Origin of the sequence: Actinotalea solisilvae (assembly GCF_016464425.1) — a bacterium.
GTDB lineage: Bacteria > Actinomycetota > Actinomycetes > Actinomycetales > Cellulomonadaceae > Actinotalea > Actinotalea solisilvae.
Map to the genome: position 1 here is coordinate 45,840 of NZ_JADDKQ010000006.1, position 25,766 is coordinate 71,605.

The following is a 25,766-nucleotide window of genomic DNA, read 5'->3' on the forward strand; positions in this document are numbered from 1 at the left end:
CGGCTCGCGACGCGCGTGGCCGTCCCCGGTGCCTAGGCTCCGGGGATGGCCACCGTCATCCTCGTCCGGCACGGGCGCACCGCCGCGAACACCGCCGGCATCCTCGCGGGCCGCGCCCCGGGCGTCGGGCTCGACGACGTCGGGCGGGGTCAGGCCGAGCGCGCGGCCCAGAGGCTCGCCGTCGTGCCCCTGGTCGGCGTCGTCACGAGCCCGCTCGAGCGGTGCCGCCGCACGGCCGAGGCGGTCGTCGACCGGCAGCGGGCCGCGGCCCCTCTGGCGGTCGACGACGGGCTCACCGAGTGCGACTACGGCGCCTGGCAGGGCCGCGCGCTGCGCGAGCTCGCGACCGAGCCGCTGTGGACCGTGGTCCAGCAGCAGCCCTCGGCGGTGACCTTCCCCGACGGCGAGTCGATGCGCGCCATGCAGGCGCGCGCGGTCGCGGCCGTCCGCGGGCACGACGCCGCCGTCGAGGCCGAGCACGGCGCGGGCGCGGTCTGGGCCGCGGTGTCGCACGGCGACGTCATCAAGGCGGTGCTCGCCGACGCGCTCGGCATGCACCTCGACGTGTTCCAGCGGATCGCCGTCGGCCCGGCGTCGCTCTCCGTCGTGCGCTACGGCGCGAGCCGGCCCGAGGTCGTCGGGATGAACCTCGACGACGGCGACCTCTCGTGGCTCGCGTCGGCCGCGCCCGTGGGCGACGCGGCTGTCGGCGGTGGTGCGGGGCACGCGGCCGACGGCGAGCGGGTGGGCGCTGCGGGAACGGACACCGCGGACGGCCGACCGGGCGACGTCGCGCAGCCCCGCTCGTAGACTGCGACCGTGCCCACCCTCGTCCACGAGTTCGACTGGCCGGACCGCGTCGTCATCGGGACGGTGGGCCGGCCGGGGGAGCGGACGTTCTACCTCCAGGCGCGCACGGGCGCGCGGCGCGTGGCGATCGCGCTCGAGAAGGAGCAGTCCGCCGTCCTCGCCGACACGATCGACGAGCTGCTGAGCCGTCTCGCCGCCGACGCCACCCACCGCGTCAGCGTGCCGACCGAGACGCCCGCCGAGCTCGTCGACGACGACCCCCTCGACCAGCCCGTCGAGGAGGAGTTCCGTGCCGGCGAGCTGCGGCTCGGCTGGGACCCCCGGACCGCGCAGGTCGTCATCGAGGCGTACCCGATCGAGGTGCTCGAGGTCGACGCCGCGGACGACGACGACCTCGCCGACCTCGCGGCCGACGCCGAGGCCGCCGAGCCGAGCGAGATGTTCGTCGTCCGGATGCCCGTGGGGACCGCGCGCGCGTTCGCCGAGCGCACGCGCAGGGTCGTCGGCGCGGGGCGGCCCGCGTGCCCACGCTGCGGCCGGCCCATGGACCCGGACGGCCACGTGTGCGACCCGACCGACCTGCCCGGCGCCGTGTGACGGAGCCCGACGCCGACCTCGACGGCGGCGAGCGGGGCGAGGCCGACCTCGACGGCGGCGAGCTCGAGCTGGTCGGGCGGCTCACCACCGCGTCGAACGCGACGTTCCTCGGCGCGATCGGCGGCGTCGCGGTCGTCTACAAGCCGGTCGCGGGGGAGCGGCCGCTGTGGGACTTCCCCGACGGCACGCTCGCGAACCGCGAGGTCGCCGCGCACGCGGTGTCCGAGGCGCTCGGCTGGGGCATCGTGCCGCGCACGTGGCTGCGGGACGGGCCGCTGGGACCGGGCATGGTCCAGCTCTGGCAGGAGCCGGACCGCGAGCAGGACCCGGTCGACGTCGTGCCCGCCGGTGCCGTCCCGGGCGACGGCTGGCGCGCCGTGCTCGAGGCCAGCGACGAGCGCGGCCGGCCGGTCGTGCTCGTCCACGAGGACTCGGCGACGCTGCGGCGCATGGCCGTGCTCGACGTCGTCGTCAACAACGCGGACCGCAAGGGCGGCCACGTGCTGCCCATGCCGGACGGGCACCGGTACGGCGTCGACCACGGCGTCACGTTCCACACCGAGCCCAAGCTGCGCACGGTGCTGTGGGGGTGGCTCGGCGACCCGCTCGCGGACGACGAGGTCGCGGCCGTCCGCCGGGTGCTCGCAGGTCTCGGGGCGGGCCTGGGCTCGACCCTCGCCGAGCTGCTCGCGGCCGACGAGGTGGACGCGCTCGCGGGTCGGTGCGAACGGTTGCTCGCCGAGGGGTGCTTCCCCGGACCGGAGGGCGACATGCCTGCGGTCCCCTGGCCGCTGTTCTGACGGTCGGCCCCCGCGGCCACGCGGTCGGTGGCGCGTGAAGGGTTGGTCGCGCCGGCCGCGACCAACCCTTCACACGCGCGGGGAGCGCGGCACCTAGCGGGTGCCCGGCCGCCGGCGGCGGACCGCGACGAGCGACGCGCCCGCGAGGACCAGCAGCAGCGCGACCCCCCGCGAGGCCGAGGGCCTCGGTGCCCGTGCGCGGCAGCGGGCCGGACGACGGGCTCGCGGCTGCGGCCGGTGCCGTGGGCGCCGCGGGTGCCGCCGGCGCAGCCGGGTCCGCCGCGACGCGGAATGTCAGCGGCGCACCGCTGACCTGCCCCGTCGCCGTGCTCGCCTCGAACCGCACCATCGTGCCGTCCTGCACGGCCGTCGGGGTCCACGTGAAGGCGAACGTGGTGCCGGCCGGGCCGACCGACTCGGATGCCGTCGCGTTGCCGAGCGCCGCACCCCAGGTGCGGCCGCCGTCGAGCGAGACGCGCCACACGCCGTCCGGGTCGGTGCCGGCGACGGTGTACGCGAGCGTCAGGGCCACGCCCGCGCGCACGGTGACCGTGCCGTCCGGCCCGGCGACGACGCCGGTCGGGCCCGCGACGATCACGGGCGCCTCGGCGACGGTGAGGGCTGCAGCGGCGCTGACGGCCGTCGTCGGGCCCGCGACCAGCGACGACGTCGCCACGGCACGCACCAGCAGGCCGTCGTCCGAGAGCGTCGGCGTGAGCACGAGCTGCGGGCCGGTGGCACCCGCCACGGGGGCCCACGTCGCGCCGCCGTCGGGCCGGGTCTGCCACCGGACGGTCGGCGACGGCGTGCCGCTCGCGACCGCGGTGAAGGTCGCCGTCGTGCCGGCGTCGGCCGTCGCGTCGGCTGGCTGCGTCGTGAACACGGGCGACTCGACCACGGTGAGCACGGCGGCGGCCGAGACGGCGTCGGGCCCGACGCCGTTGGTCGCGCGTGCCCGGACCGTGAGGCCGTCTTCGGCCAGGCCGACGGCGGCGAGCGTGAGGGTCGTCCCGCTCGCCCCGGCGATCGTGGTCCACGTGCCGGCGTCGAGCGCCTCCCAGGTGATCGTCGCGGCGGGGCGCGCGTCCACGGCCACGGTGAACGTCGCGTCCTGGCCGGACGACACGGTGAGCGGGTCCGGGTCGTCGGTGATCGCGGCGCCCCACTGCACGGTGAGGACCGCGGCCGCGCTCGTGGCCGCGCCGGCCACGCTCGTCACGACGGCGCGGTACTGCTGCCCGTCGAGGGCGCGCGCCGCGGTCACCGTGAGCGTCGTCGTCGTGGTACCCGGGACGGCCGTCCACGCGGAGGTACCCGCGGGTGCCGTCTCCCAGGTCACGGCGGGGGCGGGGGTGCCCGACGTCGTCACGGTGAAGGTCGCGACGTCGCCGTCGACCGCGGTCACGGCCGCGGGGTCGGACACCGTCGGGGCGGCGTGCACGGTGAGCAGCGCGCTCGCCGACGTCACGGGGCCACCGGCGCCCGAGACGACCGCGCGCACGCGCACGCCGTCGTCCGTCACGGGGACGGCCGTGCGCACGTACGTGGTGCCGGTCGCGCCCGGGACGTCGGTCCAGACGGCGCCGACGGCGGTCGCCAGCTCCTGCCACTGGACCGTCGGCGCGGGCGAGCCGGCGACGGCGACCGAGAAGGTCGCGTCCTGGCCGGCCATCACGAGCACGTCGCCGGGCGCGGTCGTGACCACGGGGCCCCAGGTCACGGTCAGCGTGCCGGGCGTGCCGGTCGTGCTCCCCGCGGCGTTCGTCGCGACCACGCGGTACCGCTGCCCGTCGAGCGCGCGCGTACCCCGGTCAGGCGGGCGGCGAAGCCGCGCACACGCTGACGGTCGCGGAGATGCCGCAGCACACCCACGCGGTGACGGCGGCGCCCACGGCCGAGCTGGCCGACGCCGCGGGCGCGCGGTGGGGGACGACGTCGCGCGACCACTACGCGCCCGCGTCGCAGGTGGTCATGGCGACCGACCTCGTGGCGAACGTCGGCGGTTCGCAGCCGCACGAGAACATGCCGCCCTACCTGGCGCTGAACTACGTCATCGCCCTGCAGGGCATCTTCCCGAGCAGGGACTGAGGAGAACCGGTGGCTGACCCCTTCCTCGGCGAGATCCGGATGTTCGCCGGCAACTTCGCGCCCCGCAGCTGGGCGTTCTGCCACGGGCAGCTCATGCCGATCTCCCAGAACACGGCGCTGTTCTCGCTGATCGGCACGTACTACGGAGGCGACGGGAAGAGCACCTTCGCGCTCCCGGACCTGCGGGACGCGACCCCGGTCCACTGGGAGACGACCGGTGGGGCGGGTCACGAGGTCCCGCCGTCCCCCGGCGCGAGCGGCGGCACGAGCACCGTGACGCTGCTGGCCGGCGAGATGCCGGCCCACACCCACGCCGTGCGCACCGTGCCGTCGGGCACGCGCGGCACCACGGGCAACCCGTCGGGCAGCGCGTGGGCGAGGTCGCAGCAGGGCCGCCTCACCGAGCAGCTCTACTCGACCGGCGCCGGCACGGTCGCGATGTCGCCGGCTGCCGTGTCCGCCGCGGGTGGTGGTCAGCCGCACAACAACCGGTCGCCGTACCTGACCGTCAGCTTCATCATCGCGCTGCAGGGCATCTACCCGCCGCGACCCTGACGGCGACGGCGACCGCAGCGACCCGCGGCCCTCGTGGTGCCTCCAGCCCTCTCGATGTGTGAAGGGTTGGTCGCGTCCCGCGTGACCAACCCTTCACACCCCGGGCCCGACGGCGACCGTGGAGCCGTCGTCCCGCTCAGCGGTACCGGCGCTCCACGCTGACCTCCGGACCGCGAGGCCTCAGCCCTGCGGCGTGAGCGTGCGCTCGCGCTGCTTCACGCCCGCCGGGCCGTACGGGTAGTCGTCGACGCGCGGCGTGCTCGCCTCGGTGAGCCGCTCGACCTCCTCGGCCGTGAGCTCGAGGTCCGCCGCGCCGAGGTTGTCGGTGAGCTGCTCGACCGTGCGCGCGCCGAGGATCACCGACGTCACCGCGGGCTGCTGCGCGAGCCACGCGAGCGCGACCTGCGACATCGTCACGCCGCGCCCCTCGGCGACCGACCGGACGGCGTCGACCACCTGCCAGGTCCGCTCGTCGGCGTTGCGCGCGGCCCACGCCTCCATGCCGCGCTGCGGGTTCTCACCCAGGCGCGTCGCGCCCGTCGGGTCGACGTCGCGCCGGTACTTGCCGGTCAGCCAGCCGCCCGCGAGCGGGGACCAGGGGAGCAGGCCGACGCCGGCGTCGAGCGCGGCGGGGACGACCTCGTGCTCGATGTCGCGCACCAGCAGGTTGTACTGCGGCTGCAGGGTCACGGGCGCCGCCCACCCGTGGGCACGGGCCACGTGGACGGCCTTGGTGAGGTGCCAGCCGAGGTAGTTGGAGAAGCCGTAGTAGCCGATCTTGCCGGCGCTCACCGCGTCGTCGAGGAAGCGCAGGGTCTCCTCGATCGGCGTGTGGGCGTCCCACGCGTGCATCTGGTACAGGTCGACGTGCTCGACGCCGAGCCGGCGCAGCGACGCGTCGAGGGCGTCGCGCAGGTGCCGCCGGGACAGGCCGGCGTCGTTCGGCCCGTCGCCCATGGGGAACCGCCCCTTGGTCGCGACGACGAGCTGCGCGGCCTCGGTCGGGTGCGCGGCGAGCCAGCGGCCGACGATCTCCTCCGACACCCCGCGGCTGTAGACGTCGGCGCTGTCGACGAACGTCCCGCCGGCCTCGACGAACGCGGTGAGGATCGCGCCCGACGTCGCCTCGTCGGCCTCGGCGCCGAACGTCATGGTCCCGAGGCAGTGCGTGGAGACGACGGCGCCACTGCGCCCGAGCGTGCGGTACTGCATGGGTCCTCCTGCGGATCGTCGGCGTGTCGGCCCATCTTCCGTCGGGCGACCCGTTCACGGCACGCTGAGGCGGTGCGGCGGCGCCGCCCGGGTCGAGGAGGGTCGATGGCGGTCACGATCGACGACGCGCGTGCGATCGCGCGGACGCTCCCGCGCTCGACCGAGGCGGTCGTGCGCGACCAGGTCAAGCTCCGCGTCGGACGCCTCGTCTACGCCGCGTTCTCGCGCGACGAGACCGTCATGGGGTTCGCCTTCCCGCGCGAGGAGCGCGCCGCGCTCGTCGAGGCCGAGCCGGAGAAGTTCCTCCTGCCGCGCGAGTCGGACCTGCGCTACCGGTGGGTCGACGTCCGGCTGGCCGCGATCGACGTCGACGAGCTGCGCGAGCTCCTCGTCGACGCGTGGCGGATGTGCGTGCCGAAGGGCGTCGCGGCCGCGTACCTCGACGGCGACGGGCCCGACGTCGTCCCGAAGGACGTGCGGCGGTGAGCCCGCGCCGCCTCAGTGCTCGGTCGGGAGCCTGTCGCGGACGAGCTTGACGGCCCGCCCCGCGTTGAGCGTCCACCCGACGCCGAACGACCGGGCGTTGACCAGCTTGCCCTCGGGGTTCCAGTTCGCCGCGCGGAGCCGCGCGAGCGTGGGCCGGCGGAAGTCGTAGGGCACGACGCGCGCCACGGACCCGTGCCACGTGCGCTGCTCGGGGGGCAGGCGCAGCTCGCGGACGACGGCGACGACGGCCAGCGCGATCATGACGAGCCGGACGAGGCCCTGGACCGGGTGCTTCCCGCGGTGCTCGTCCTTCTCGGCCGCCTCGTCCTCGTCGACGTCCGGGTCGCGGTGCGCGCCGTCGGCCGGACGCGGCTTCCGGCGGCGGAGGACCGACGCCGCGAGGACCGGGACGGCGACGACGGCTCCTGCGATCGAGTACTGCATCCGACGGTTCATCGCGAGCACCTGCCTTCAGGACGGGACCGAGATCTCCTGTCGATTCTGCGCCTGCGGGCCTCCGACGGGAGGGCCGTTCGGCACCGAGTTGCGCGCGTCGGTCGACCGGCCCGGGCGCGGCGCCGCGCCTGCCGGTCGGCGCCGACCGGCTGGACCTTCGTCCCTGGCGGCCGTGCGCGCCGGTGTCAGTCTGGCGACATGGGCATCGAGACGGTGCAGGCGCCGCCCGGGCGGGCGGCACGGGTCACGGGCCTCGCGCTCCAGTCGCTGACGGCCGTGGGCGCCGTCGCCGGGGTGAAGGGGTTCCTCGACGGGACGTTCGACCCCCTCGTCGACCAGCTCCATGACGCCTGGCCTCTCGTCGACGGACGGGTGCTGCCGGCGCTCGCGCTCGCTGCCACCGTCGGTGTGCCGCAGGTGGGCGCGCTCGTGCTCGGCCTGCGCCGCCATCCTCGGGCGCCCGACGCGGCGCTCGCCGTCGGCGCCGTGCTCACCGGGTGGGTGACCTTCCAGCTGCCGCTGATCGGCTGGACGTCGCCGGTGCAGTGGGCCTTCGCGGCGATCGGTCTCGCGGAGGTCGCGGCCGGCCTCGCGTGGCGTCGCGCCGACCGGCGGCGCCGTGCACGGGGCGGTGCCCGGCACGCTGTGCCGGCGGCGTGATCGCCGACCGGCCGCTGGGTACCGACCGGCTCTCGCTGCGACGGTTCCTGGCCTCCGACGGGCCGGCGCTCCACGGCATCCTGTCCCGTCCGGCGGCGGTCGAGTTCGAGCCGTACGACGTCGTCACGCACGCGCAGGCCGACGACCTCGCGCGGGAGCGCGCGTCCGACCCGCGGTTCCGGGCGGTGGAGACGCGGGGCGGGACGCTGGTCGGCACCCTCTACCTGGCCCCGTCCGGACCGGATTGGTGGCGGACGTGGGAGCTCGGGTACGTGTTCCACCCCGACCACTGGGGCCGCGGCTACGCGACCGAGGCGTGCCGCGCCCTGCTCACGGCTGTGTTCGCCGACGGCGCCCACCGCGTCGTCGCGCGCTGCGACCCCGCCAACGTGCGCTCGTGGGCGCTGCTCGAGCGCCTCGGCCTGCGGCGCGAGGCGCACCACGTGCGCGCGGTCGCGTTCGTGGCCGACTCGGACGGCGGGCCGGTCTGGCACGACGCCTACACGTACGCGGCGCTCGCCGAGGAGTGGGCCCTGTCGGGCACACGGTGACCGCCCCGTGGACGGCGAGCGCGCCGCGCCCGTCAGGGTGCCGCGCCCGCGTCCGTCCCGCCGTCGCGCGCAGGCATGAGGACCGTCGAGAACAGGCGACGCGTGCGGGCGCCGTCGGGCTTCTGCGCCAGCCGCGGGAGGACGACGGCGCGCAGGTCGTCCACGAACGCGGCGAGCTCGTCGTCGGTGAGGTAGACCGCGTGGCTCCGGTAGCCGACGCCGTCCCGCGCGAGGTCGACGTCGGCGGCGTCGAGGTAGCGGTCGAAGCTGCCGAGGAGCCCGGCGACGAACGTGAGGAACGCCCGGCGGTGGTCGTCGGCGCTCATGGCCGCGGCGCCTGCGGCATCGATGTACGCGGCGCCCGCGCGCAGCCGGTAGGTGCGTTCGACCGCGCCCCGGACGCGCCGCTCGTCGGCGACCTCGAGCACGCCTCCGTCGACCATGGCCGCGACCTGCCGGTACAGGGTGGCGCTGGCGACGTCGTCGAGCTCCGCGCGCAGCTCGCCGGTGGTGAGCTGCCGGTCGCCCAGGAAGGCCTGGACGATGCGCAGGCGCACGGGGTGCAGCACGACGTCGGCGGGTGTCAGCGGTGCGCTCATAGACCCACCATACTCACGATTGACAACGTTCTCGCGTTTGAGAATAATGGCGACATGACGACGATCAGCCGTATCGACCAGACCGTGTCCGTCCGCTTCACGCGCCGCGAGAAGATCGCCGGGCTGCTGCGCGACCAGGAGCTACCGACCGCCGCCGTCGTGCGTGCTGAGGTGGTGCCCGACGGACTCGCCGCCCTGCACGGCGTGCGCGCCCCCGGGCTCGGCCTCCCCGGGCTGCGCAGCATCGGCACGTGGCGCTCGCGCAGCGGCACGACCCTTGCCTCGGTGCGCGCGGGTCGGCCCGCTCTGCGCGTCGTCCTCACGGGCGAGCGCTGGGCCGAGATGCTGCTCGACGTCGATGCGCCCGAGCAGGCCGCCGCCGCCCTCGCGGCCGCGGTGTGACCCCTGCGACGAGCCTCACGAGGGAGCGACCCATGACCACGACCGACCTGACCCTCCCCGCCGGCGACCGCGCTCTGGCGGCCACGCTGACCACGCCCGACGGTCCGGGACCGTTCCCCGCCGTCCTGCTGCTGCCGGGCTCGGGCCCTGTGGACCGCAACTCCGACCACCGCCGCATGCCGCTCGGCATCACCGGGGCGTTGGCGCGCGCGCTCGCGGACGCCGGGCTCGTCACCCTCGTCTACGACAAGCGCGGGGTCGGCGCGACGGCCGGCAGCTGGCTCGAGGCCGGGCTGGACGACAGCACGGACGACGCCCGCGCCGCGCTCGCGGCCCTCCGTGCCCGGCCGGAGGTGGATGCGTCGCGCGTCGTCGTCCTCGGGCACTCGGAGGGTGCCATCCACGCGGCCCGGCTCGCCGCGGACGACGACAACCTGGCGGGCGCCGCGCTGCTGAGCGCCTCCGCGACGCCGGGGGAGGAGCTGCTCCGCTGGCAGACGCACAACGTCGCGGCGTCGATGCCCCCGTGGGTGCGCAGGCTCATGGGCCTGCTGCGCATCGACCTGGAGAAGAAGACCGAGCAGAACCGCGCCCGGATCAACGCCACGACGACGGACGTGGCGCGCATCGGCGGCCAGCGGGTCAACGCGAGGTGGCACCGGGAGTTCATGGCGTACGACCCGCGCACCGACCTCGCACGGGTCGCCGTTCCCGTGCTCGCGGTGACGGGCAGCAAGGACCTGCAGGTCAAGCCGTCGGACCTTGCGCGCGTCGCAGACGACGTCCGCGGCCCCGTCGAGGTGCACGAGGTGGCCGACGTCACGCACATCCTGCGGCGGCAGCCCGGGCCGGCGTCGCTCGCGGCGTACAAGAAGGAGGTCCGGCAGCCGCTCGACGAGCGCGTCGTGCGGCTCGTCGTCGACTGGGCCGCCCGGACGGTCCGGGTGACTGCGGTCTGAGGTCACAGCGGAAGCCGGGCACCCGGATGGTCCCGGGTGCCCGGCGCCCGTCAGCGGCGAGCGACGAAGTACGCGTTGAACGGGTCCGCGTCGACCTGCTTCTCCTCGACCTCCGAGAAGCCGGCGTCGGCGAGCATCGCGCCCGCGAGCTCGACGCCCCAGGCCGTCCCCAGCCCGACGCCGTCGAGCCCGAGCGACACGCTCATGCAGTGGTACGTCGAGATCGCGTAGAGGTAGCTCGCCCACGGCAGGTCGAGGTTCCGCTCGAGCAGGCTCGACGCCTTGATGTCGACCATGAGGAACGTGCCGCCCGGGGCGAGCGCGCGCCGGACGTTCGCGAGCACGGCCGCCGGCTGCGCCTGGTCGTGGATCGCGTCGAACGCCGTGACGAGGTCGAACCGCGCGTCGTCCGTGAGCCGGGCGACGTCGACCACCTCGAAGCGCGCATTCGTCAGCCCCAGCTCGGCCGCCTCGCGGCGCGCGGCCGTGATCGCGACCTCGCTGAAGTCGTAGCCGGTGAAGCGGCTGGCCGGGAACGCGCGGGCCATGAGGTTGACCGCGTGACCGTGGCCGCAGCCGACGTCGGCGACGTCGATGCCCCGCGCGAGCGCGTCCGTGAGGTCCGGGACGAGCGGGAGGATGCCGTCGACCAGCGCCGCGTCGTGCACGGCCGCGCTCGTCTCCGCCATGTTCCGGTGGAAGTGCGGGTAGTCGGCGTACGAGAGGCCGCCGCCCTCGCGGAACCGCGTGATCGTCGGCTGCTCGACCTCTCCCATCATCGCGACGTGCTGCATGAGGATCGCCATGTTGTTCGGCCCGGCCGCCGAGGTGAGGACGGCCGCGTGCTCGCGGGGAAGCACGTAGGTCGCCGTCGCCGGCTCGTAGCGGACGACCCGCGCGGTCGTCATGCCGCCGAGCCACTCGCGCACGTAGCGCTCGTCGAGGTCAGCCGCGGCGGCGATCTGCTCGCTCGTCGCCGCGGGCAGGGCCGCCATGGTCTCGAAGAGGCCGGTCTGGTGGCCGGTGCTCGTCAGGATGGCGACCGCCGCGTCGTTGAGGACGCCGAGCATCCGCCCCGCGAATGCCTGGGCGGCCGCCGCGTCGAGCTCCTGGCCGGTCGCCTCGTCGAGGTGAACCGCCTCGGCCGTGTCCCGCGTCGTGAGTGTCGTCATGGTGTGTCTCCGCTTCTGCCGGGCCCCTGTGGCCGGCTCGTCCCGACGCTAGGAACCCGGCCGTGGCTGCCTCATCGGGCGAGTCGTGCATCTCGTCCGGCGCCGCATGGGGCGGACGCCGCACGTCCGCGTCGCGCGGGCGGTGCCGCAGGAAGAGCGCGAGCATCAGCCCCGTCGTGACGACGTAGAAGGAGTGCAGCGCCCAGATCGGGCCCATCGGCAGGCTGTAGACGTACACCGCGTGCACGACGTTGCCGACGTTGCTCAGGACGAGGCTCGGCAGGCTGTAGGACGTGAGGTCCTTCGTGCGCACGGCCTTGACGACCATGGGCAGGGCGCTGCCCGCGAAGACGACCGTCGAGACGCTGCCTGCGGCGAGCGCGGGGTCGAACGACATGACCGCACGCTCCTTCCGGTCCTCGGCGTCGGGGTCGTGCCGACGTTAGGAGCGCGCGCGCACGCCCCGCATCGGGCGTTCGGTGCAGCCGGGCGGGGCGGGCGTGCGTCAGGTGGTGCAGACGACGTCGCGCACGACGGCGGTTCGCGCGTGGGACCGGCGCGTCAGGTCCGGCGGGGGAGGCCGTTCTCGTGCGCCCAGGCCGCCGCGGCGGTGCGCGACGTCACGCCGATCTTGGTGAAGATGTTCGCGAGGTGGCGGCTGACCGTCTTCTCGCTGATGACCAGCGTCTGGGCGACGGCGCGGTTGCTCATGCCGGTCGCGACGCACGAGAGCACCTCGCCCTCACGTTCGGTGAGTCCGGCGGGGAGCGCGGCGCCGTCGCCCTCGAGGCGGCGCACGTCGGGCGCGGCGCCGAGCTCGCGGTAGATGGCGAGGGCGGTGGCCAGGTCGCCGGCGGCAACCTCGGCGCGACCGGCGCCGGCGTGCGCGCGGGCGAGCAGCTCGTAGACCTGGGCGGTCTCGTAGCGGCAGCGCTGCGAGCGGTACTCGCGTGCCGAGGCCTCGAGCGAGGCGATCGCGTCGTCGCACCGGCCCTGCGCGACCTGCACCGCGCCGCGTGCGTGGGCGGCCCAGGCGCGCAGGCCGGGGGTGTCGAACTCGGCGGCGATCTCCTCGAGGCGGCGGCACCAGCGGTCCGCCTCCTCCACGAGGTTCAGCCCGAGTGCGACCTGGACGCCCGACGTCAGCAGGCGCGCGCCCGCGAGGCGGTCGCGTCCGGCAAGGGCGCCCGACAGGCCCGACCAGGCGGCGTCGCCGTCGCCCGTCGCGTGCCGCAGCAGCGACTCGCCGGGCTGGGGCTCGGTGCCCAGCGCGCGGGCGCGGGCGTAGGCGGCGAGGGCGCCGTCGCGGTCGCCGCGCATCCGGCGGATCTCGCCGAGCTGGTAGAACGCCTCGCCCGCGACCCAGTTGTTGCGGCCCTCGAGCTCGGCGCCGCTGCGCTCGATGCCCTCCTCCGCCTCGGCCCAGCCGCCCTCGGTGCACAGCAGCTGGAGGCGGTGGACGCGGCAGATGCCCGAGAACACGACCTCGCCGCGGAACTGCTCGCACCACTGCTCGGTCGCGCGGGTCCACGCGCGCATGCGTTCGAGGTCGCCGAGCTCGTGGCACGCGTGGATGACGGTGCAGTACACCTCGCCCGCCCACTCGGGCGCGAGGCTGCCGGCGAGGACGGGCAGCATCGCCTCGTCGAGCTGCGCGAAGCCCGACGTCGTGCGGCCCCGGCGCAGGTCGCCCAGACCCGCGAGGACGAGGGACAGCGACGTGAGCGCCGGGTCGCGCAGGCGCCGCGCGAGGCCGGCGAGCGCTGCGGCCTCGCGGTCCAGCACGGGCATGTCCCACCGGGCGAGCCCGAGGGCGCCGTCGATGTACGCGAGGTACCCGTGCGCGGCGCCCTCGGGGAGGCCGTCGAGCAGGCGGCGGGCCCGGTTGAGCCAGCCCGACGTCACGACGACGTCGCCTCGCGTGAACCACAGGAGCGCGAGGTCGAGCGCGCGCATGGCGGCCTGCTCGGCGTCGCCCGCGTCCTCGAGCAGCCGGTACGCGAGCTCGGTGACCTCGAGCGACTCCTGCACGCGCCCGACCCACCACGCCGCGCCGCCGAGCGCCGCGAGGTCGGCGGCGCCGAGCTCGCCGCCCGCACGCGCCTGCGACAGCGACTCGTAGGCCGTCTGCCAGTCGCCCCGCGAGTACGCGTCACGCGCCGAGGTGAGCACGTCGGTCTGATCCATGGTGAGCAGTCACGCTAGCCCTAGGGGCGTCTGACGGGGAGGGTCCTCGCCGTGCCCCGGGCCCGGTCAGGCGATGGGGAAGGCGTCGGCCAGTGCGCGGTGCACGGCGGCGACCTCCTGCGCGGTGAGGTCACCGGGCGCGAGCAGTCGCTCGCCGAGCTTCTTCGGCCAGAGCACAGCGACACCGTCGATGACGATGGACCCGCCGAACAGCGGCCAGTCCGCGTCGACGAAGTACAAGGAGCCGTGCACGGGCACGTCGGTGAACCCGGCGTCGTCGAGCGCCGTGCGGACAAGGTGCGGCTGCTTGTGCGCGCCCTCCGCGAGCTTGGTGCAGTCGCGAGAGCCGACGACGAGCCGCTCGACGCGTGGTCGGATCAGGCCGCCCTCGCCGCGGAGCGAGGGCCGCCCCGCGTAGCGCTTCGCATCGATGACGACGTTCCCGTCGCGTACCACTCACCGGGAACCCTTGTCGCCAGCACTGCGGCCGGCCAGCCGGCCGGCGGGCCCAGGCCTACCCACCGTTGAGCAGGTCCTCGTAGGCGGCGGCCGCGTCGGCCATCTCGGCCTCCGTGACGAACGAGTCCTCGGCGAGCAGGTACGGCCGATCGACGTTGACGCCGTCGGAGCACAGGACGTCGTTGTGCCAGTCGTAGTCCATCGTCGGGTCGTAGAAGCACGACCACACCGCTGGAGGCGGGGTCTCCAGCGGCACCTCGGCCACGGGCTGGGCCGGGTCGGCGCCGAACAGGCGGGGCGTTGGTGTGCTCGCGTCGCCCCCCGAGGAGTAGTACACGCAGTCGCGCTCGTCTTCGACGCTGAGGCCGCGTTCGTCGCAGGGGATCGTGTCGCGTCCCGCGGGGGCCGGAGCCGGCGGAGGCTGGTCACCGGCTCCCTGTGGCGCACACCCCGTGAGCGCGACGACGAGCAGCCCTGAAGCTACGACCGCCGAGCGCACCATGAGGCGACCGTAGCGATCGGCCCTCCGTGCCCGCGCCCAGCGACGGAGTGAACATCGTCAGGCGTCGTCGTGGCCGCCGTCCTCGTCCCGGACACGTCCTCCATATCGACCGCCCGCGAGCGGGAGAAGCTGGAGAGGGAGTGCGACACCTTCGCGAACGCTCTCGCGGGCGGGGGCGCGCCGACTGCACGAGCGCCGCGTCGCTTCGTCGAGTACCGCACCGAGGTGGACGCCGACGAGTTGCGTGCGAGCCGCGCACTCGCGACGGCGAGGGCCTGACGCGGCCCGTCCCGCTCTGACGGCATCGACTGGCACGCGCTGCCGTGCGAGGCCTCAACCGCCCGCGCCTGGTGACAGCGTGCTCACCAGGCCTTCCGAGCCCTGGGCGAGGAGCGTGACGTCGGCGCCCACGAGGACGAAGGACGCGCCGGCGGCGACGTACTCGCGCGCGGCGGCGGGGTCGAACGCGTTGACGCCCACCGGCTTCCCTGCCGCGCGGACGGCCTCGAAGGTCCGCAGGACCGCCGCGACGACGTCGGGGTGGCGCTGCTCGCCGAGCCGGCCGAGCGACGCGGCGAGGTCGGACGGGCCGACGAACACGCCGTCGACCCCGTCGGCCGCGGCGATCTCGGCGGCGGCCTCGACGCCCGCGGCCGTCTCCACCTGGACGAGCAGGGCCACGTGCTCGTCGGCGTCCGACAGGTACCCCTCGACCCGGTTCCAACGCGCCGAGCGCGAGAGCGCCGAGCCGACGCCGCGCCGCCCGCGCGGCGGGTAGCGGACGGCCTCGACCGCGGCGCGCGCCTCGTCGGCCGACGCGACCATCGGGACCAGCACCGTCTGTGCGCCCAGGTCGAGCACCTGCTTGATCGTCACCGGATCGTTTGCCGGGACGCGCACCACGGGCGTCACCGGGTACGCCGCGACTGCCTGGAGCTGCGCGAGCACGGACGCGAGCCCGTTCGGTGCGTGCTCCATGTCGATCAGCAGCCAGTCCAGCCCCGACCCGGCGCAGATCTCCGCGACCACCGGGCTGCCCGAGCACACCCACATCCCGGCGAGCGGGCGCCCCTCGGCCGCGGCGAGCGCGTGGCGGAGGGTCGGGCTCAGACGAAGCGGCATGACACCGTCCCCAGGTCGCGGAAGTCGGCGCGGACGACGTCGCCCGCGTGCACCCACACCGGGCGCGTGAAGGAGCCGGCCAGGACGAGCTCGCCCGCCTCGAGCCGCTCGCCGTGCTGCGCGAGCTTGGTCGCGAGCCACGCGACGCCGAGCGCCGGGTGCCCGAGCACCGCAGCCGCGACGCCGGACTCCTCGATCTCCTCGCCCCGGTACAGCACCGCCGCGACCCACGGCAGGTCGACGTCGTCGGGCGCGACGCGCGTGTCCCCGACGACCATGCCGCCCATCGCGGCGTTGTCGCTGATGGTGTCGACGATCGTGCGGCCCTCGAGCGCGATGCGCGAGGACAGGATCTCGAGCGCGGGCACCACGTACTCCGTCGCGCGCACGACGTCGTCCACGGTCGCGCCCGCCTCGACGGGCGCGGCCAGGCGGAACGCGAGCTCGACCTCGACGCGCACGTTCGAGAACCGTGCGTGCTCCACGTCCGCGCCGCTCGGCATCACCATGTCCTCGAAGATCGCGCCGTAGTCGGGCTCGTCGATGCCCGTGGCCGCCTGCATGACCTTCGACGTCAGCCCGATCTTGCGGCCCACCGGCCGGCGCCCGGCCGCGACCGCCCGGCGCCGCCACTCGGCCTGGACCGCGTAGGCGTCGTCGACGGTCATGCCCGGGTGCCGCGCGGTGAGCAGCGGGACCGTCGTCCGGGCGCGCTCGGCGGCCGCGAGCTCGTCGGCGATCGCCGCGACCTCGTCGGGCGCGAGGGTGCCGCTCACAGCTGGTGGCCGAGCTTGTACTCGCCCTGCTTCCACGACGGGAGCGCGTCGGGGGCGTCGTCGGGCCGGGTGTAGGAGAACCCGTCGGCGCCGATGGTCACGCCCATCTCGCTGCGGTCGGTGCGCGCGACGACGGGCTGCGGGTTCCCGTCGAGGTCGAGCACGAGCGACGCCTCGGTGTACCAGGACGGCACGACGGGGTTGCCCCACCAGTCGCGACGCTGGTTGTCGTGGACGTCCCAGGTGACCACGGGGTTGTCGGGGTCGCCGGTCCAGTAGTCCTGCGTGTAGATCTCGACGCGGTGCCCGTCGGGGTCGCGCAGGTAGAGGTAGAACGCGTTGGAGATGCCGTGCCGGCCCGGGCCGCGCTCGATCCGGTCCGAGAGCCGCAGCGCGCCGAGCCGGTCGCAGATCGCGACGATCTGGTGCTTCTCGTGCGTCGCGAACGCGGCGTGGTGGAACCGCGGCCCGTCGCCGCCCGTCATCGCGGCGTCGTGCACCGTGGGCTTGCGGCGCATCCACGCGGCGTACTGGGTGCCCTCGGCGTCCTGGATGTCCTCCGTGACGCGGAACCCCAGGTCCTCCATGAACGCGACCGCGCGCGGCACGTCGGGCGTGACCTGGTTGAAGTGGTCGAGCCGCACGAGCGCGCCGGGCGGGTGCAGGTCGTAGCGCCACGCGAGGCGCTCGACGTGCTCGACGTCGTGGAAGAGCTCGATCGGAAAGCCGAGCGGGTCCTCCACGCGCACCGAGTCACCGACGCCGCGTGCGAACCCCTCGGCGCGACGCTCGACGCGGCACCCGAGCTCGGCGTAGAACGCGACCGCGCGGTCGAGGTCCTCGGGCGAGCGCACGCGGTAGGACAGCGCGGCGAGCGCGGCCACCGGGCCCTGGCGCAGCACGAGGTTGTGGTGGATGAACTCCTCGAGCGTGCGCAGGTGGATGGTCTCGGCGTCCTCCTCGGTCACCACGAGCCCGAGCACGTCGACGTAGAACGCCCGCGACGCCGCGAGGTCCGTCACGACCAGCTCGAAGGACGCGCACCGGACGACGTCGGGCGGCGGCGACGACGGCGTCGGGACGCGCCCCGGCACGACGGCGCTCACCGCGCGCCCTTCCCGAACGTGGGCTGGTGGCCGGGCGCGAGCGTCACGTGGACGGCCTGCTGGTGCGTGTAGAAGTCGATCGAGCGGTACCCGCCCTCTTGGCCGAGGCCCGACGCCTTGACGCCCCCGAACGGCGTGCGCAGGTCGCGGACGTTGTTGCTGTTGAGCCACACCATGCCCGCCTCGACGGCCTGGGAGAACGTGTGCGCGCGCCGCAGGTCGTTGGTCCACACGTAGGCCGCGAGCCCGTACCGCACGCCGTTGGCCAGGGCGAGCGCCTCCTCGTCGGTGTCGAACGGCGTGATGGCCACGACCGGCCCGAAGATCTCCTCCTGGAAGATCCGCGCGTCCGGGGGCACGTCGACGAACACGGTGGGCGAGACGTAGCTGCCGGTCGGCAGGCCGTCGGGCCGCCCGCCGCCGGCGACGAGCCGCGCCTCCGACCGGCCGATCTCGATGTAGCGCATGACCTTGGCGTAGTGCTCCGGGTGCACGAGCGCGCCGACCTCGGTCGCCCTCTCGTGCGGCGGCCCGACGACGACGCGTGCGGCCTGGGCGGCGAAGCGCTCGACGAACTCGTCGTAGACCGAGCGCTCGACGAGGATGCGGCTGCCCGCGGTGCAGCGCTCGCCGTTGAGCGAGAACACCCCGAAGATCGTCGCGTCGACGGCGGCGGCGAGATCGGCGTCGGCGAAGACGACGGCGGGGGACTTGCCGCCGAGCTCCATCGAGAGGCCCTTGAGGTGCGGCGCGGCGTTGGCGAAGATCACCTGCCCCGTGCTGCTCTCGCCCGTGAAGGAGATCAGCGGCACGCCCGGGTGCCGCACGAGCGCGTCGCCCGCCTCCTCGCCGAGGCCGTGCACCAGGTTGAACACGCCCTGCGGCAGGCCCGCCTCGGCGAAGATGCCCGCCCACAGCGACGCCGACAGGGGCGTGAACTCGGCCGGCTTGAGCACGACCGTGTTGCCCGTCGCGAGCGCGGGCCCGAGCTTCCAGGACTCGAGCATGAACGGCGTGTTCCACGGCGTGATGAGCCCGGCGACGCCGATGGGCTTGCGGTTGACGTAGTTGAGCTGACGCCCAGGCACCTTGAAGGCGTCGTCGGACTGCGCGACGACGAGGTCGGCGAAGAAGCGGAAGTTCTCCGCGGCCCGGCGCGCCTGGCCGAGCGCCTGCGTGATCGGCAGGCCCGAGTCGAAGCTCTCGAGCTCGGCCAGTCGAGCGTCGCGCGACTCGACGAGGTCGGCCACGCGGTGCAGCACGCGCGAGCGCTCGCGCGCGAGCATGCGCGACCAGGGCCCCTCGTCGAAGGCGCGCCGCGCCGCGGCCACGGCACGGTCGACGTCGGCCGCCTTCCCGGCGGCGGTGCGCAGGTAGGGCTGGTCCGTGGTCGGGTCGAGCACCTCGAAGGTCGAGCCGTCGAGGGAGTCGACGTCCTCGCCGCCGATGTGGTGGCGCAGGTGGTCGGGCAGGTCGGCGGGCACGTGCGGCCGTGCGTCGGTCAGGGGCGGGGTCATGGGTGGGCTCCCGGGTGCTCGTGCTCGAGGTAGGCGGTGAGGGTCGCGGAGCGGTGGTCGCGCGCGGCGCGCTCGACCTCGGCGAGGGGTGCGCCGGCCTCGAGGAGCGCGACGATGCCCTCGTGCTCGCGCACCGACTCCTGCGCGCGGCCGGGGACGAACGCGAACGTCGAGTCCCGCAGCCGGCCGAGCCGCGTCCACTCGGCGGTGACGAGCTCGAGCACGCGCGGGTTGGGGCAGGGCGCGAACAGGACCGCGTGGAACTCCTGGTTGAGGCGCGTGAAGGTGTGGGGGTCGAAGTCGTCGAGGCTCGCGACGAGGCGCGCGTTGATCTCTCGCGCGCGGGCGAGGTCGGCCGTCGTGAGGTGCGGGGCGGCCAGGGCGGTCGCCGCTCCCTCGAGGACGGCGAGCGTCTCCATGCTGTGCCGGTACTGCGAGTCGTCGATCATCGCGACGTGCGCGCCGACGTTGCGCTCGAACGTCACGAGGCCCTGCGCCTCGAGGCGCCGGATCGCCTCGCGGACGGGCACGACGCTCATGCCGAGCTCGTCCGCGATGGTCGCGAGCACCAGGCGGTAGCCCGGCGCGTACTCGCGGCGCGTGATGCGCTCCTGGAGCCAGTCATGGGCGAGCTGGGACTTGCTGCGCGGCTCGGCCGTCGGGGTGCTGGTGGCGGGGTCGGCGTGCGTCATGCGCGACCCGCCCGCCACGCGTCGTACCGCGCGCGCCACGTCGCGTCCATCGGGAACAGCCCCTCGACCGGGTGCCCCGCGGCGACCCGCTCGGCCACCCAGGCGTCCTCGGCCTCCTGCGCGAGCGCCGCGTCGGCGACCTCCTCGGCCAGGCCGGGCGGGATGACGACGACGCCGTCGGCGTCCCCGACGACGACGTCGCCCGGCTGCACGGTCGTCCCGCCGCACGCGATCGTCACGTCGGTCTCCCACGGCACGTGCCGGCGCCCGACGACGGCGGGGTGCGCGCCGCGCGAGTACACGGGCAGGCCGACGGCGGCGACCGCGTCGTGGTCCCGCACGCACCCGTCCGTGACGATGCCGGCCGCGCCGCGCGCGCGGGCGCGCAGCGCGAGCACGTCCCCGAGCGTCGCCGCGCCCGTCTCGCCGCGCGCCTCGACGACGAGGACCTCGCCCTCGCCGAGCGTGTCGAACGCGCGCTTCTGGGCGTTGTACCCGCCGCCGTGGCTCGCGAAGAGGTCGGCGCGGTAGGGCACGAGGCGCAGCGTGCGCGCCGTGCCGACGAGCGTGGTGCCCGGGTGCATCGCGTGGACGCCGTCGACCGTGACGTCGTCGAGGCCGCGGCGGCGCAGCTGCGCGCTGAGCGCGGCGACCGGAGCGCGGCGCAGCTTGTCGCGCAGCGCGGGGGTGAGGCGGAACGGCTCGGGCCGGAGCCCGTCGTCGGGCTCCGGGTCGGGCACGGCCCCGGGCCCGGGGTCGAGCCCCGCCGCCGCGCGCGAGCCCCACGCGTCCGCGCGCTGGACGTCGTCGACGGCCGGGAGCGCGCCGAGGTCCGCGTCGAACGCGTGCTCGCCCTGGGTGACGGTGGTGACGAGCCGGCCGCTGCTGGGCGCGCCGGGAGCGCCCGGGGCGTCGACCTCGACCTCGACGACCTGGCCGGGCACGACCACGGACGAGCCCGCCGGCGTGCCGGTGAGGATCACGTCGCCGGGCTCGAGCGTGAGGTGCTGGGACAGGTCGGCGACGATCCGCGCGAGCGGGAAGAGCAGGCCGGCCGTGGTGTCCTCCTGGCGCAGATCCCCGTCGACCCAGGCGCGCACGCGGAGCGCGGCGGGGTCGACCGCCCGCGCGTCGATCAGGTGCGGCCCGACGGGCGTGAACCCGTCGCCGCCCTTGGACCGCAGGTTCGAGCCCTTGTCGGCCGCGCGCAGGTCGTACAGGCCGAGGTCGTTGGCGGCCGTGATCCAGCCGACGTGGTCCCACGCCCGGTCGACCGGCACGCGGCGCGCGGGCGTGCCGATGACGAGCGCGACCTCGCCCTCGAACGCGAGCAGCTCGGTGCCCGCGGGCCGCTCGACCGTCCCGCCGGACGCGGCGAGCGAGCTCGTGGGCTTGAGGAAGTACGACGGGTGCTCGGGCCGGCGCCCGCGCTGGTCGGCGCGTGACGCGTAGGCGACGTGGACGGCGACGACCTTGCCGGGCCGCCGGGGGAGGGCGGCGACGCGGGCGTCGGTGGGCGCGCCGTCGGTGGTCGTGTCCTCGGTCATGAGCTCCCTCGCCCGTGCGTCGGCAGGATCGTATACGAATGGGTGCGCGTGCGGCATCGCCGCGGCCTGCGCCTCAGCCGCTGAGGCGCGCGATCTCCTCGTAGAAGGGCGCGACGACGGCGCCCGACACCCGCAGGTCGAGCAGGAGGAAGGGGCGCTCGTCGACGGGTCGGGCGGTCCACGTGGCGAGCGCCTCGAGGTCCTCGACGGTGCGCACGACGACGCCCTCGCCGCCCAGCGCGGCCGCGAGACCCGCGAAGTCGACGTCGGGGATGAGCATGGGCCCGCGTGCGAGGCCCTGGCGGCCGTAGCGGTGCAGCTCGGCGCCGTACGCGCCGTCGTTCCAGACGACCGCGATCCCGCGCCCGCGCGCCACGCGCACGGCGGACTCGAGGTCGGCGAGCGCCATGAGGCCGCCGCCGTCGCCGGTCGTGAGCACGACGGTCGAGGCCGGGCGCGCGAGCGCGGCGCCCACGACGCTCGGCAGTCCCAGGCCGATGGCCTGGAACGCGGTGCCGACCGTGACCATGCGGTCCGGCGACGCGACCGGCCAGTACATGTTCGACCAGCCGAGGAAGTGGCCGCCGTCGGAGACGACGACGCGGTCCTCGGGCAGCAGCTCCGCGAGGCGCGCGGCGGCGGTGCGCGGGTCCAGGCGTCCGTCGGGAGCGACGCCGTCGCCGGGGTGGTGCCGGCGGGCGGACGCGACGTCGACCTGCTCGGGCCACGCGCTCGGCGTCGCGCCCGCGCGTGCGAGCTCGTCGAGCACGGCCTCCACCACCACGGCGGCGTCGCCGCGCACGTACCCGCCGACGTGCGGGTGGGTCGCGGCGGGCGCGACGTCGACCTGCAGGACGCGCGTGCCCGGCGCGAAGAGCTCGCCGAACCGCATCGTGAACTGGTTGAGCGACGCCCCGACGACGAGGGCGACGTCGGCCTCGCGCACCAGCGCCATCGCGCCCGGCGCGCCGAACCCGCCCGCGACGCCCAGGTCGACCTCGGGCCGCGCGAACACGCCGCGGCCGAGCGCCGTCGTCGCCGTGAGCGCGCCGGTCGTGTCGGCGAGCGCACCGAGGACCTTGCCCGCGCCCGCGACCCACGCGCCGCGCCCGGCGAGGAGCAGCGGGCGCCGTGCGCCCGCGAGGGCCGCCGCGACCTCCCGCACCATGCCCGCCGCGAACGGCCCGTGCGGCGCGAGCGGCGCGGGCAGGTGCGGCGCGAGGGTCGCGGGCACGGGGCCGGCGTCGAGCGTGGCGACGTCGTAGGGGATCGCGAGCACCGTGGGCACGCGGTAGGTCAGCGCGTGCTCGACGGCGATGACGGTCGTGGCCGCGGCGTCGGCGCGCCCGACGGTGTACGTCCGCGCCCCGACCGCGGACGCCATGGCGATCTGGTCGACGTCCCACGGGCGCGGGCCCGACGTCGGCTCGTCGCCCACCACGAGGACCAGCGGCACGTGCGCCTGCACGGCCTCGGCCAGCGCGGTCAGCGTGTTGGTGAAGCCGGCGCCGTACGTCGTCGTCGCGGCGGCGAGGCGTCCCGAGGCGCGGTGGAAGGTGTCCGCGGCCGCGACCGCGCCGGCCTCGTGCCGGACGGCCGTGAAGCGCGCGCTCGTGCGGCGCCCGAGCGCGTCGAGGAAGAAGGCGTTGCCGTTGCCCATGACGCCGAACACGTGGTCGACGTGGTCGGCGAGCGTGACGGCGACGTGCGCGGAGACCGTGGGCACGGGCGACTCCCGGGGGACGACCGCAGGGGCGTCGTTGCTCCTGCGCGGTGTGATCATATACGATCCGTCCACCTCGACAGCGGCGTCAGGGGAGTCGGTCGCATGCAGTTCCACCACCACGGCTACGTCTCGGGCGACCCCCGCGTCGAGCCCGCGGCAGGCGTGGGCCTGGACCGTCCCGAGGAGCTCCCCGACGAGGTCGACGTCCTGATCGTCGGCGCCGGGCCGGCCGGGATGATCGCGGCCGCGCAGCTGGCGCAGTTCCCGACGCTGACGACGCGCATCGTCGACCGCCGCGAGGGGCGGCTCGCCGTCGGGCAGGCCGACGGGATCCAGGCGCGCAGCGTCGAGACGTTCCAGGCGTTCGGCTTCGCGGGGCGGATCGCCGAGGAGGCCTACCGCATCACCGAGATGTGCTTCTGGCACCCCGACCCGGACGACCCCTCGCGGATCGTCCGGGGCGAGCGTCCGCCCGACGACCCGTCGGGCATCAGCGAGTTCCCGCACCTCATCGTCAACCAGGCCCGCGTGCTCGACTACTTCGCCGAGTTCATGGCGCACTCGCCCAGCCGCATGGCGCCCGACTACGGCTACGAGCTCGTGGGCCTCGAGCGCCGGGACGACGACGACCGCCCGGTCGCCGTGACGCTGCGCCGGACCGCGGGGGAGCGCGCGGGCGAGGAGCGCGTCGTCCGCGCGCGCTACGTGCTCGGGGCCGACGGCGCCCGGAGCGCGGTGCGCGCGTCGATCGGCTGCACCATGCGCGGCGACCAGGCGTTCCACGCCTGGGGCGTCATGGACGTCCTCGCCGTGACGGACTTTCCCGACATCCGGCTCAAGTGCGCGATCCAGTCCGGCGCGGGCGGCAACATCCTCCTCATCCCGCGCGAGGGCGGCCACCTGTTCCGGATGTACGTCGACCTCGGCGAGGTGGACCCGGACAACCACCACGCCGTGCGCGCCACGACGATCGACCAGATCGTGGCGCGGGCGAACGCGATCCTGCAGCCCTACACGCTCGACGTGCGCGAGGTCGCCTGGCACAGCGTCTACGAGGTCGCCCACCGCCTGACGGACCGGTTCGACGACGTCCCGGTCGGGGAGGCCGGCACCCGGCACCCGCGCGTGTTCATCGCGGGCGACGCCTGCCACACGCACAGCGCCAAGGCCGGCCAGGGCATGAACGTCTCGATGCAGGACGGCTTCAACCTGGCCTGGAAGCTCGGCTACGTGCTCACGGGCCGCAGCCCGGAGGCGCTGCTCGAGACGTACTCGGCCGAGCGTCAGGTCGTCGCGCAGGCGCTCATCGACTTCGACAAGGAGTGGTCGACGCTCATGGCGAAGAAGCCGGGCGAGCTCGCCGACCCGGCCGAGGTCGCGGCGTACTACGTACGCACGACGGAGTTCCTCTTCGGCTTCATGACGCAGTACGCGCCGTCGATGATCGTGGCCGGGCCCGCGCACCAGGCGCTGGCCACGGGCTTCCCGGTCGGCAAGCGGTTCCGCTCGGCCCCCGTGGTGCGCGTCGCGGACGCGAACCCGCTGCACCTGGGTCACCAGCACCGCGCCGACGGCCGCTGGCGCGTGTACGCGTTCGCCGACGCGGGCGCGCCCGGGGAGGGCTCGGCCCTCGCGCGCTGGGCGGCGTGGATGACCGACGCCCGGGACTCGCCGGTCACCGCGCACCGGCGCGACGGCGAGGCGCTCGATGCCGTCCTCGACGTCAAGCTGGTGCTCCAGCAGCCGCACGCCGACGTCGACCTCGGGACGGTGCCCCGGCTGTTCCTACCGCTGACCGGTCCGTTCGAGCTCCTGGACTACGGGAAGGTCTTCGCGGCCGACCCGGCGGACGACGTCTTCGAGGCGCGCGGCGTCGACCGCGCGGGGTGCGTGGTCGTCGTGCGGCCCGACCAGTACGTCGCGGGCGTCTTCCCGCTCGGCGCGACGGACGAGCTCGCCGCCTTCTTCCGGCAGCACCTGCTGGACCTGCGGGGCGTCGGCTGAGGCGCTCTCGCGGGTCCTGCCCACGGAACATCCCACGTCTCCCGGTCGTTATGTCCGTGGAGATGAGAGCGATGAAGCAGATGAAGCGGATCGAGGAGTTCGAGGACGAGGCCGGCCGCCTGGTGCGGTACCGGCGGCAGGACGGCGGCGCCGTCGTCGCCGTGGCGGCCGAGGTCGCCGAGGACGCGCGCCTCGGCGCGGACGCCTGGGTGGACCCGGGCGCGCGCGTGCTGGACGGCGCGAGCGTCGGGTCCCGGTGCTGGGTCGAGCGCGGGGCTGTCGTCGGACGGCGCGCGCAGCTCGGTGCCGGGGTGCACGTGGGGCGGGACGCCGTCGTCGGCGCGGGCGCGCGGGTCGGCGACCGGGCCACCGTCGGCGCGCGGGTGACCATCGCGGCGGGAGCCGTCGTCGCGCCCGACAGCCGCGTGCCGGACGACGCGAGCGTCCACGCGCCGCGCCCGCGGGGGAGCGTGCCGGTCGGGATCTCGCGGGACCTGGCCGCCTGACGCGCACGCCGGACGGCGTGGTCCCGGACGTGCGGCGCACGGTGCTGGAGTGACGCGTGACGACTGCCGGCGGCCGGTCCGGGCGTCCGTCCGTCCCGTCGGTCCCGTGCGCCGCACGTCCCGTCGGGGAAGGCGGGCGCCTGTGGCGCGCCGGCCGGTCCGCGACCTACGGGATGCCCCGTAGATCGGTCCGGCGGCCTTGACCCGGTGCGGTTGACACGTGTCAGCATGGCGGCGACACGGCTGGTCCCGCCCCGCGCGGGTCGTGCCCGCGC

27 protein-coding genes are annotated in these 25,766 nt (G+C 75.3%); 13 read left to right on the forward strand and 14 right to left on the reverse strand.

The window, feature by feature from the left end; genetic code table 11:
* The first annotated feature begins 45 nt into the window (after nucleotides 1-45).
* The 5 genes from JIG38_RS06195 (at nucleotide 46) to JIG38_RS06215 (ending at nucleotide 4,850) form a co-directional block, all read left to right on the forward strand.
* Nucleotides 46-810: an MSMEG_4193 family putative phosphomutase gene (locus JIG38_RS06195; protein ID WP_199422891.1), complete on the forward strand. Its 765-nt coding sequence runs from the start codon at nucleotides 46-48 to the stop codon at nucleotides 808-810.
* Nucleotides 811-819: 9 nt separating this feature from the next.
* Nucleotides 820-1,407 carry a DUF3090 domain-containing protein gene (locus JIG38_RS06200; protein WP_199422892.1) on the forward strand — a complete coding sequence of 196 codons (588 nt, stop codon included), beginning with the start codon at nucleotides 820-822 and terminating at the stop codon, nucleotides 1,405-1,407.
* The gene (locus JIG38_RS20035; RefSeq protein ID WP_307844634.1) at nucleotides 1,404-2,207 is read left to right on the forward strand and encodes an SCO1664 family protein; all 804 of its coding nucleotides are present in this window, start codon (nucleotides 1,404-1,406) and stop codon (nucleotides 2,205-2,207) included. The genes JIG38_RS06200 and JIG38_RS20035 overlap by 4 nt, the downstream gene beginning before the upstream one ends.
* 1,854 nt (nucleotides 2,208-4,061) lie before the next feature.
* Nucleotides 4,062-4,295, forward strand: coding sequence for a phage tail protein (locus JIG38_RS06210; RefSeq protein WP_199422894.1), 234 nt, complete (start codon nucleotides 4,062-4,064; stop codon nucleotides 4,293-4,295).
* Between the two features lie 9 nt (nucleotides 4,296-4,304).
* Nucleotides 4,305-4,850: a phage tail protein gene (locus JIG38_RS06215; RefSeq protein WP_199422895.1), complete on the forward strand. Its 546-nt coding sequence runs from the start codon at nucleotides 4,305-4,307 to the stop codon at nucleotides 4,848-4,850.
* A gap of 180 nt (nucleotides 4,851-5,030) precedes the next feature.
* On the opposite strand, the gene JIG38_RS06220 is transcribed toward JIG38_RS06215, so the two are convergent.
* Complete coding sequence (locus tag JIG38_RS06220) at nucleotides 5,031-6,062, reverse strand: aldo/keto reductase (protein ID WP_199422896.1); 1,032 nt, start codon at nucleotides 6,060-6,062, stop codon at nucleotides 5,031-5,033.
* 105 nt (nucleotides 6,063-6,167) lie between these two features.
* Between JIG38_RS06220 and JIG38_RS06225 the strand changes: the two genes are divergently transcribed.
* Complete coding sequence (locus JIG38_RS06225) at nucleotides 6,168-6,548, forward strand: MmcQ/YjbR family DNA-binding protein (protein ID WP_199422897.1); 381 nt, start codon at nucleotides 6,168-6,170, stop codon at nucleotides 6,546-6,548.
* Nucleotides 6,549-6,560: 12 nt separating this feature from the next.
* Here the strand turns inward: JIG38_RS06225 and JIG38_RS20045 are convergent, their stop codons facing one another.
* Entirely contained in the window at nucleotides 6,561-7,004 is a 444-nt protein-coding gene (locus JIG38_RS20045) for a hypothetical protein (RefSeq protein WP_233404552.1), read from the reverse strand.
* Between the two features lie 198 nt (nucleotides 7,005-7,202).
* Here JIG38_RS20045 and JIG38_RS06235 point away from each other — a divergent pair, with 198 nt between their 5' ends.
* Together JIG38_RS06235 and JIG38_RS06240 are read left to right on the forward strand one after the other, a co-directional pair.
* Nucleotides 7,203-7,664, forward strand: a complete 462-nt coding sequence (locus JIG38_RS06235; protein WP_199422898.1) for a hypothetical protein — start codon at nucleotides 7,203-7,205, stop codon at nucleotides 7,662-7,664.
* The gene (locus JIG38_RS06240) at nucleotides 7,661-8,215 is read left to right on the forward strand and encodes a GNAT family N-acetyltransferase (RefSeq protein ID WP_307844636.1); all 555 of its coding nucleotides are present in this window, start codon (nucleotides 7,661-7,663) and stop codon (nucleotides 8,213-8,215) included. Before JIG38_RS06235 ends, JIG38_RS06240 begins: the two co-directional genes overlap by 4 nt.
* A gap of 32 nt (nucleotides 8,216-8,247) precedes the next feature.
* On the opposite strand, the gene JIG38_RS06245 is transcribed toward JIG38_RS06240, so the two are convergent.
* The gene (locus JIG38_RS06245; RefSeq protein ID WP_199422900.1) at nucleotides 8,248-8,814 is read right to left on the reverse strand and encodes a helix-turn-helix domain-containing protein; all 567 of its coding nucleotides are present in this window, start codon (nucleotides 8,812-8,814) and stop codon (nucleotides 8,248-8,250) included.
* A 54-nt stretch (nucleotides 8,815-8,868) separates the two neighbouring features.
* On the opposite strand from JIG38_RS06245, the gene JIG38_RS06250 reads away from it, so the two are divergent.
* Both JIG38_RS06250 and JIG38_RS06255 read left to right on the forward strand, forming a co-directional pair.
* Complete coding sequence (locus tag JIG38_RS06250) at nucleotides 8,869-9,216, forward strand: hypothetical protein (RefSeq protein ID WP_199422901.1); 348 nt, start codon at nucleotides 8,869-8,871, stop codon at nucleotides 9,214-9,216.
* 32 nt (nucleotides 9,217-9,248) lie between these two features.
* Nucleotides 9,249-10,175 (forward strand): alpha/beta hydrolase family protein, encoded by a 927-nt coding sequence (locus tag JIG38_RS06255; protein ID WP_199422902.1) that lies wholly within the window; start codon nucleotides 9,249-9,251, stop codon nucleotides 10,173-10,175.
* A 50-nt stretch (nucleotides 10,176-10,225) separates the two neighbouring features.
* Here the strand turns inward: JIG38_RS06255 and JIG38_RS06260 are convergent, their stop codons facing one another.
* From JIG38_RS06260 to JIG38_RS06275, 4 genes are all read right to left on the reverse strand, one after another.
* A complete protein-coding gene (locus JIG38_RS06260) occupies nucleotides 10,226-11,347 on the reverse strand; it encodes a class I SAM-dependent methyltransferase (RefSeq protein ID WP_199422903.1) in 1,122 nt (373 codons plus the stop codon).
* Between the two features lie 561 nt (nucleotides 11,348-11,908).
* Nucleotides 11,909-13,534: a helix-turn-helix domain-containing protein gene (locus tag JIG38_RS06265; RefSeq protein WP_199422904.1), complete on the reverse strand. Its 1,626-nt coding sequence runs from the start codon at nucleotides 13,532-13,534 to the stop codon at nucleotides 11,909-11,911.
* Nucleotides 13,535-13,600: 66 nt separating this feature from the next.
* The gene (locus JIG38_RS06270; RefSeq protein WP_199422905.1) at nucleotides 13,601-13,990 is read right to left on the reverse strand and encodes a hypothetical protein; all 390 of its coding nucleotides are present in this window, start codon (nucleotides 13,988-13,990) and stop codon (nucleotides 13,601-13,603) included.
* A gap of 58 nt (nucleotides 13,991-14,048) precedes the next feature.
* Complete coding sequence (locus tag JIG38_RS06275; protein ID WP_199422906.1) at nucleotides 14,049-14,330, reverse strand: hypothetical protein; 282 nt, start codon at nucleotides 14,328-14,330, stop codon at nucleotides 14,049-14,051.
* A 234-nt stretch (nucleotides 14,331-14,564) separates the two neighbouring features.
* On the opposite strand from JIG38_RS06275, the gene JIG38_RS06280 reads away from it, so the two are divergent.
* Nucleotides 14,565-14,774 (forward strand): hypothetical protein, encoded by a 210-nt coding sequence (locus tag JIG38_RS06280; protein WP_199422907.1) that lies wholly within the window; start codon nucleotides 14,565-14,567, stop codon nucleotides 14,772-14,774.
* Nucleotides 14,775-14,828: 54 nt separating this feature from the next.
* Here the strand turns inward: JIG38_RS06280 and JIG38_RS06285 are convergent, their stop codons facing one another.
* From JIG38_RS06285 to JIG38_RS06315, 7 genes are all read right to left on the reverse strand, one after another.
* Complete coding sequence (locus JIG38_RS06285; RefSeq protein ID WP_199422908.1) at nucleotides 14,829-15,617, reverse strand: HpcH/HpaI aldolase family protein; 789 nt, start codon at nucleotides 15,615-15,617, stop codon at nucleotides 14,829-14,831.
* The gene (locus JIG38_RS06290) at nucleotides 15,602-16,393 is read right to left on the reverse strand and encodes a 2-keto-4-pentenoate hydratase (RefSeq protein WP_199422909.1); all 792 of its coding nucleotides are present in this window, start codon (nucleotides 16,391-16,393) and stop codon (nucleotides 15,602-15,604) included. Before JIG38_RS06290 ends, JIG38_RS06285 begins: the two co-directional genes overlap by 16 nt.
* Entirely contained in the window at nucleotides 16,390-17,499 is a 1,110-nt protein-coding gene (gene hpaD / locus JIG38_RS06295) for a 3,4-dihydroxyphenylacetate 2,3-dioxygenase (protein WP_199422910.1), read from the reverse strand. The genes JIG38_RS06290 and hpaD overlap by 4 nt, the downstream gene beginning before the upstream one ends.
* Nucleotides 17,496-19,016, reverse strand: coding sequence for an aldehyde dehydrogenase (locus tag JIG38_RS06300; RefSeq protein WP_199422911.1), 1,521 nt, complete (start codon nucleotides 19,014-19,016; stop codon nucleotides 17,496-17,498). Before JIG38_RS06300 ends, hpaD begins: the two co-directional genes overlap by 4 nt.
* Nucleotides 19,013-19,708, reverse strand: coding sequence for a GntR family transcriptional regulator (locus JIG38_RS06305; protein ID WP_199422912.1), 696 nt, complete (start codon nucleotides 19,706-19,708; stop codon nucleotides 19,013-19,015). The genes JIG38_RS06300 and JIG38_RS06305 overlap by 4 nt, the downstream gene beginning before the upstream one ends.
* Complete coding sequence (locus tag JIG38_RS06310; RefSeq protein ID WP_199422913.1) at nucleotides 19,705-21,255, reverse strand: fumarylacetoacetate hydrolase family protein; 1,551 nt, start codon at nucleotides 21,253-21,255, stop codon at nucleotides 19,705-19,707. Before JIG38_RS06310 ends, JIG38_RS06305 begins: the two co-directional genes overlap by 4 nt.
* 73 nt (nucleotides 21,256-21,328) lie before the next feature.
* Nucleotides 21,329-22,981 carry a thiamine pyrophosphate-binding protein gene (locus JIG38_RS06315; RefSeq protein ID WP_199423012.1) on the reverse strand — a complete coding sequence of 551 codons (1,653 nt, stop codon included), beginning with the start codon at nucleotides 22,979-22,981 and terminating at the stop codon, nucleotides 21,329-21,331.
* A gap of 102 nt (nucleotides 22,982-23,083) precedes the next feature.
* Here JIG38_RS06315 and JIG38_RS06320 point away from each other — a divergent pair, with 102 nt between their 5' ends.
* Nucleotides 23,084-24,985 carry an FAD-binding monooxygenase gene (locus JIG38_RS06320; RefSeq protein WP_199422914.1) on the forward strand — a complete coding sequence of 634 codons (1,902 nt, stop codon included), beginning with the start codon at nucleotides 23,084-23,086 and terminating at the stop codon, nucleotides 24,983-24,985.
* Between the two features lie 71 nt (nucleotides 24,986-25,056).
* Nucleotides 25,057-25,491 (forward strand): DapH/DapD/GlmU-related protein, encoded by a 435-nt coding sequence (locus JIG38_RS06325; RefSeq protein ID WP_233404554.1) that lies wholly within the window; start codon nucleotides 25,057-25,059, stop codon nucleotides 25,489-25,491.
* The last annotated feature ends 275 nt before the right edge of the window (nucleotides 25,492-25,766 follow it).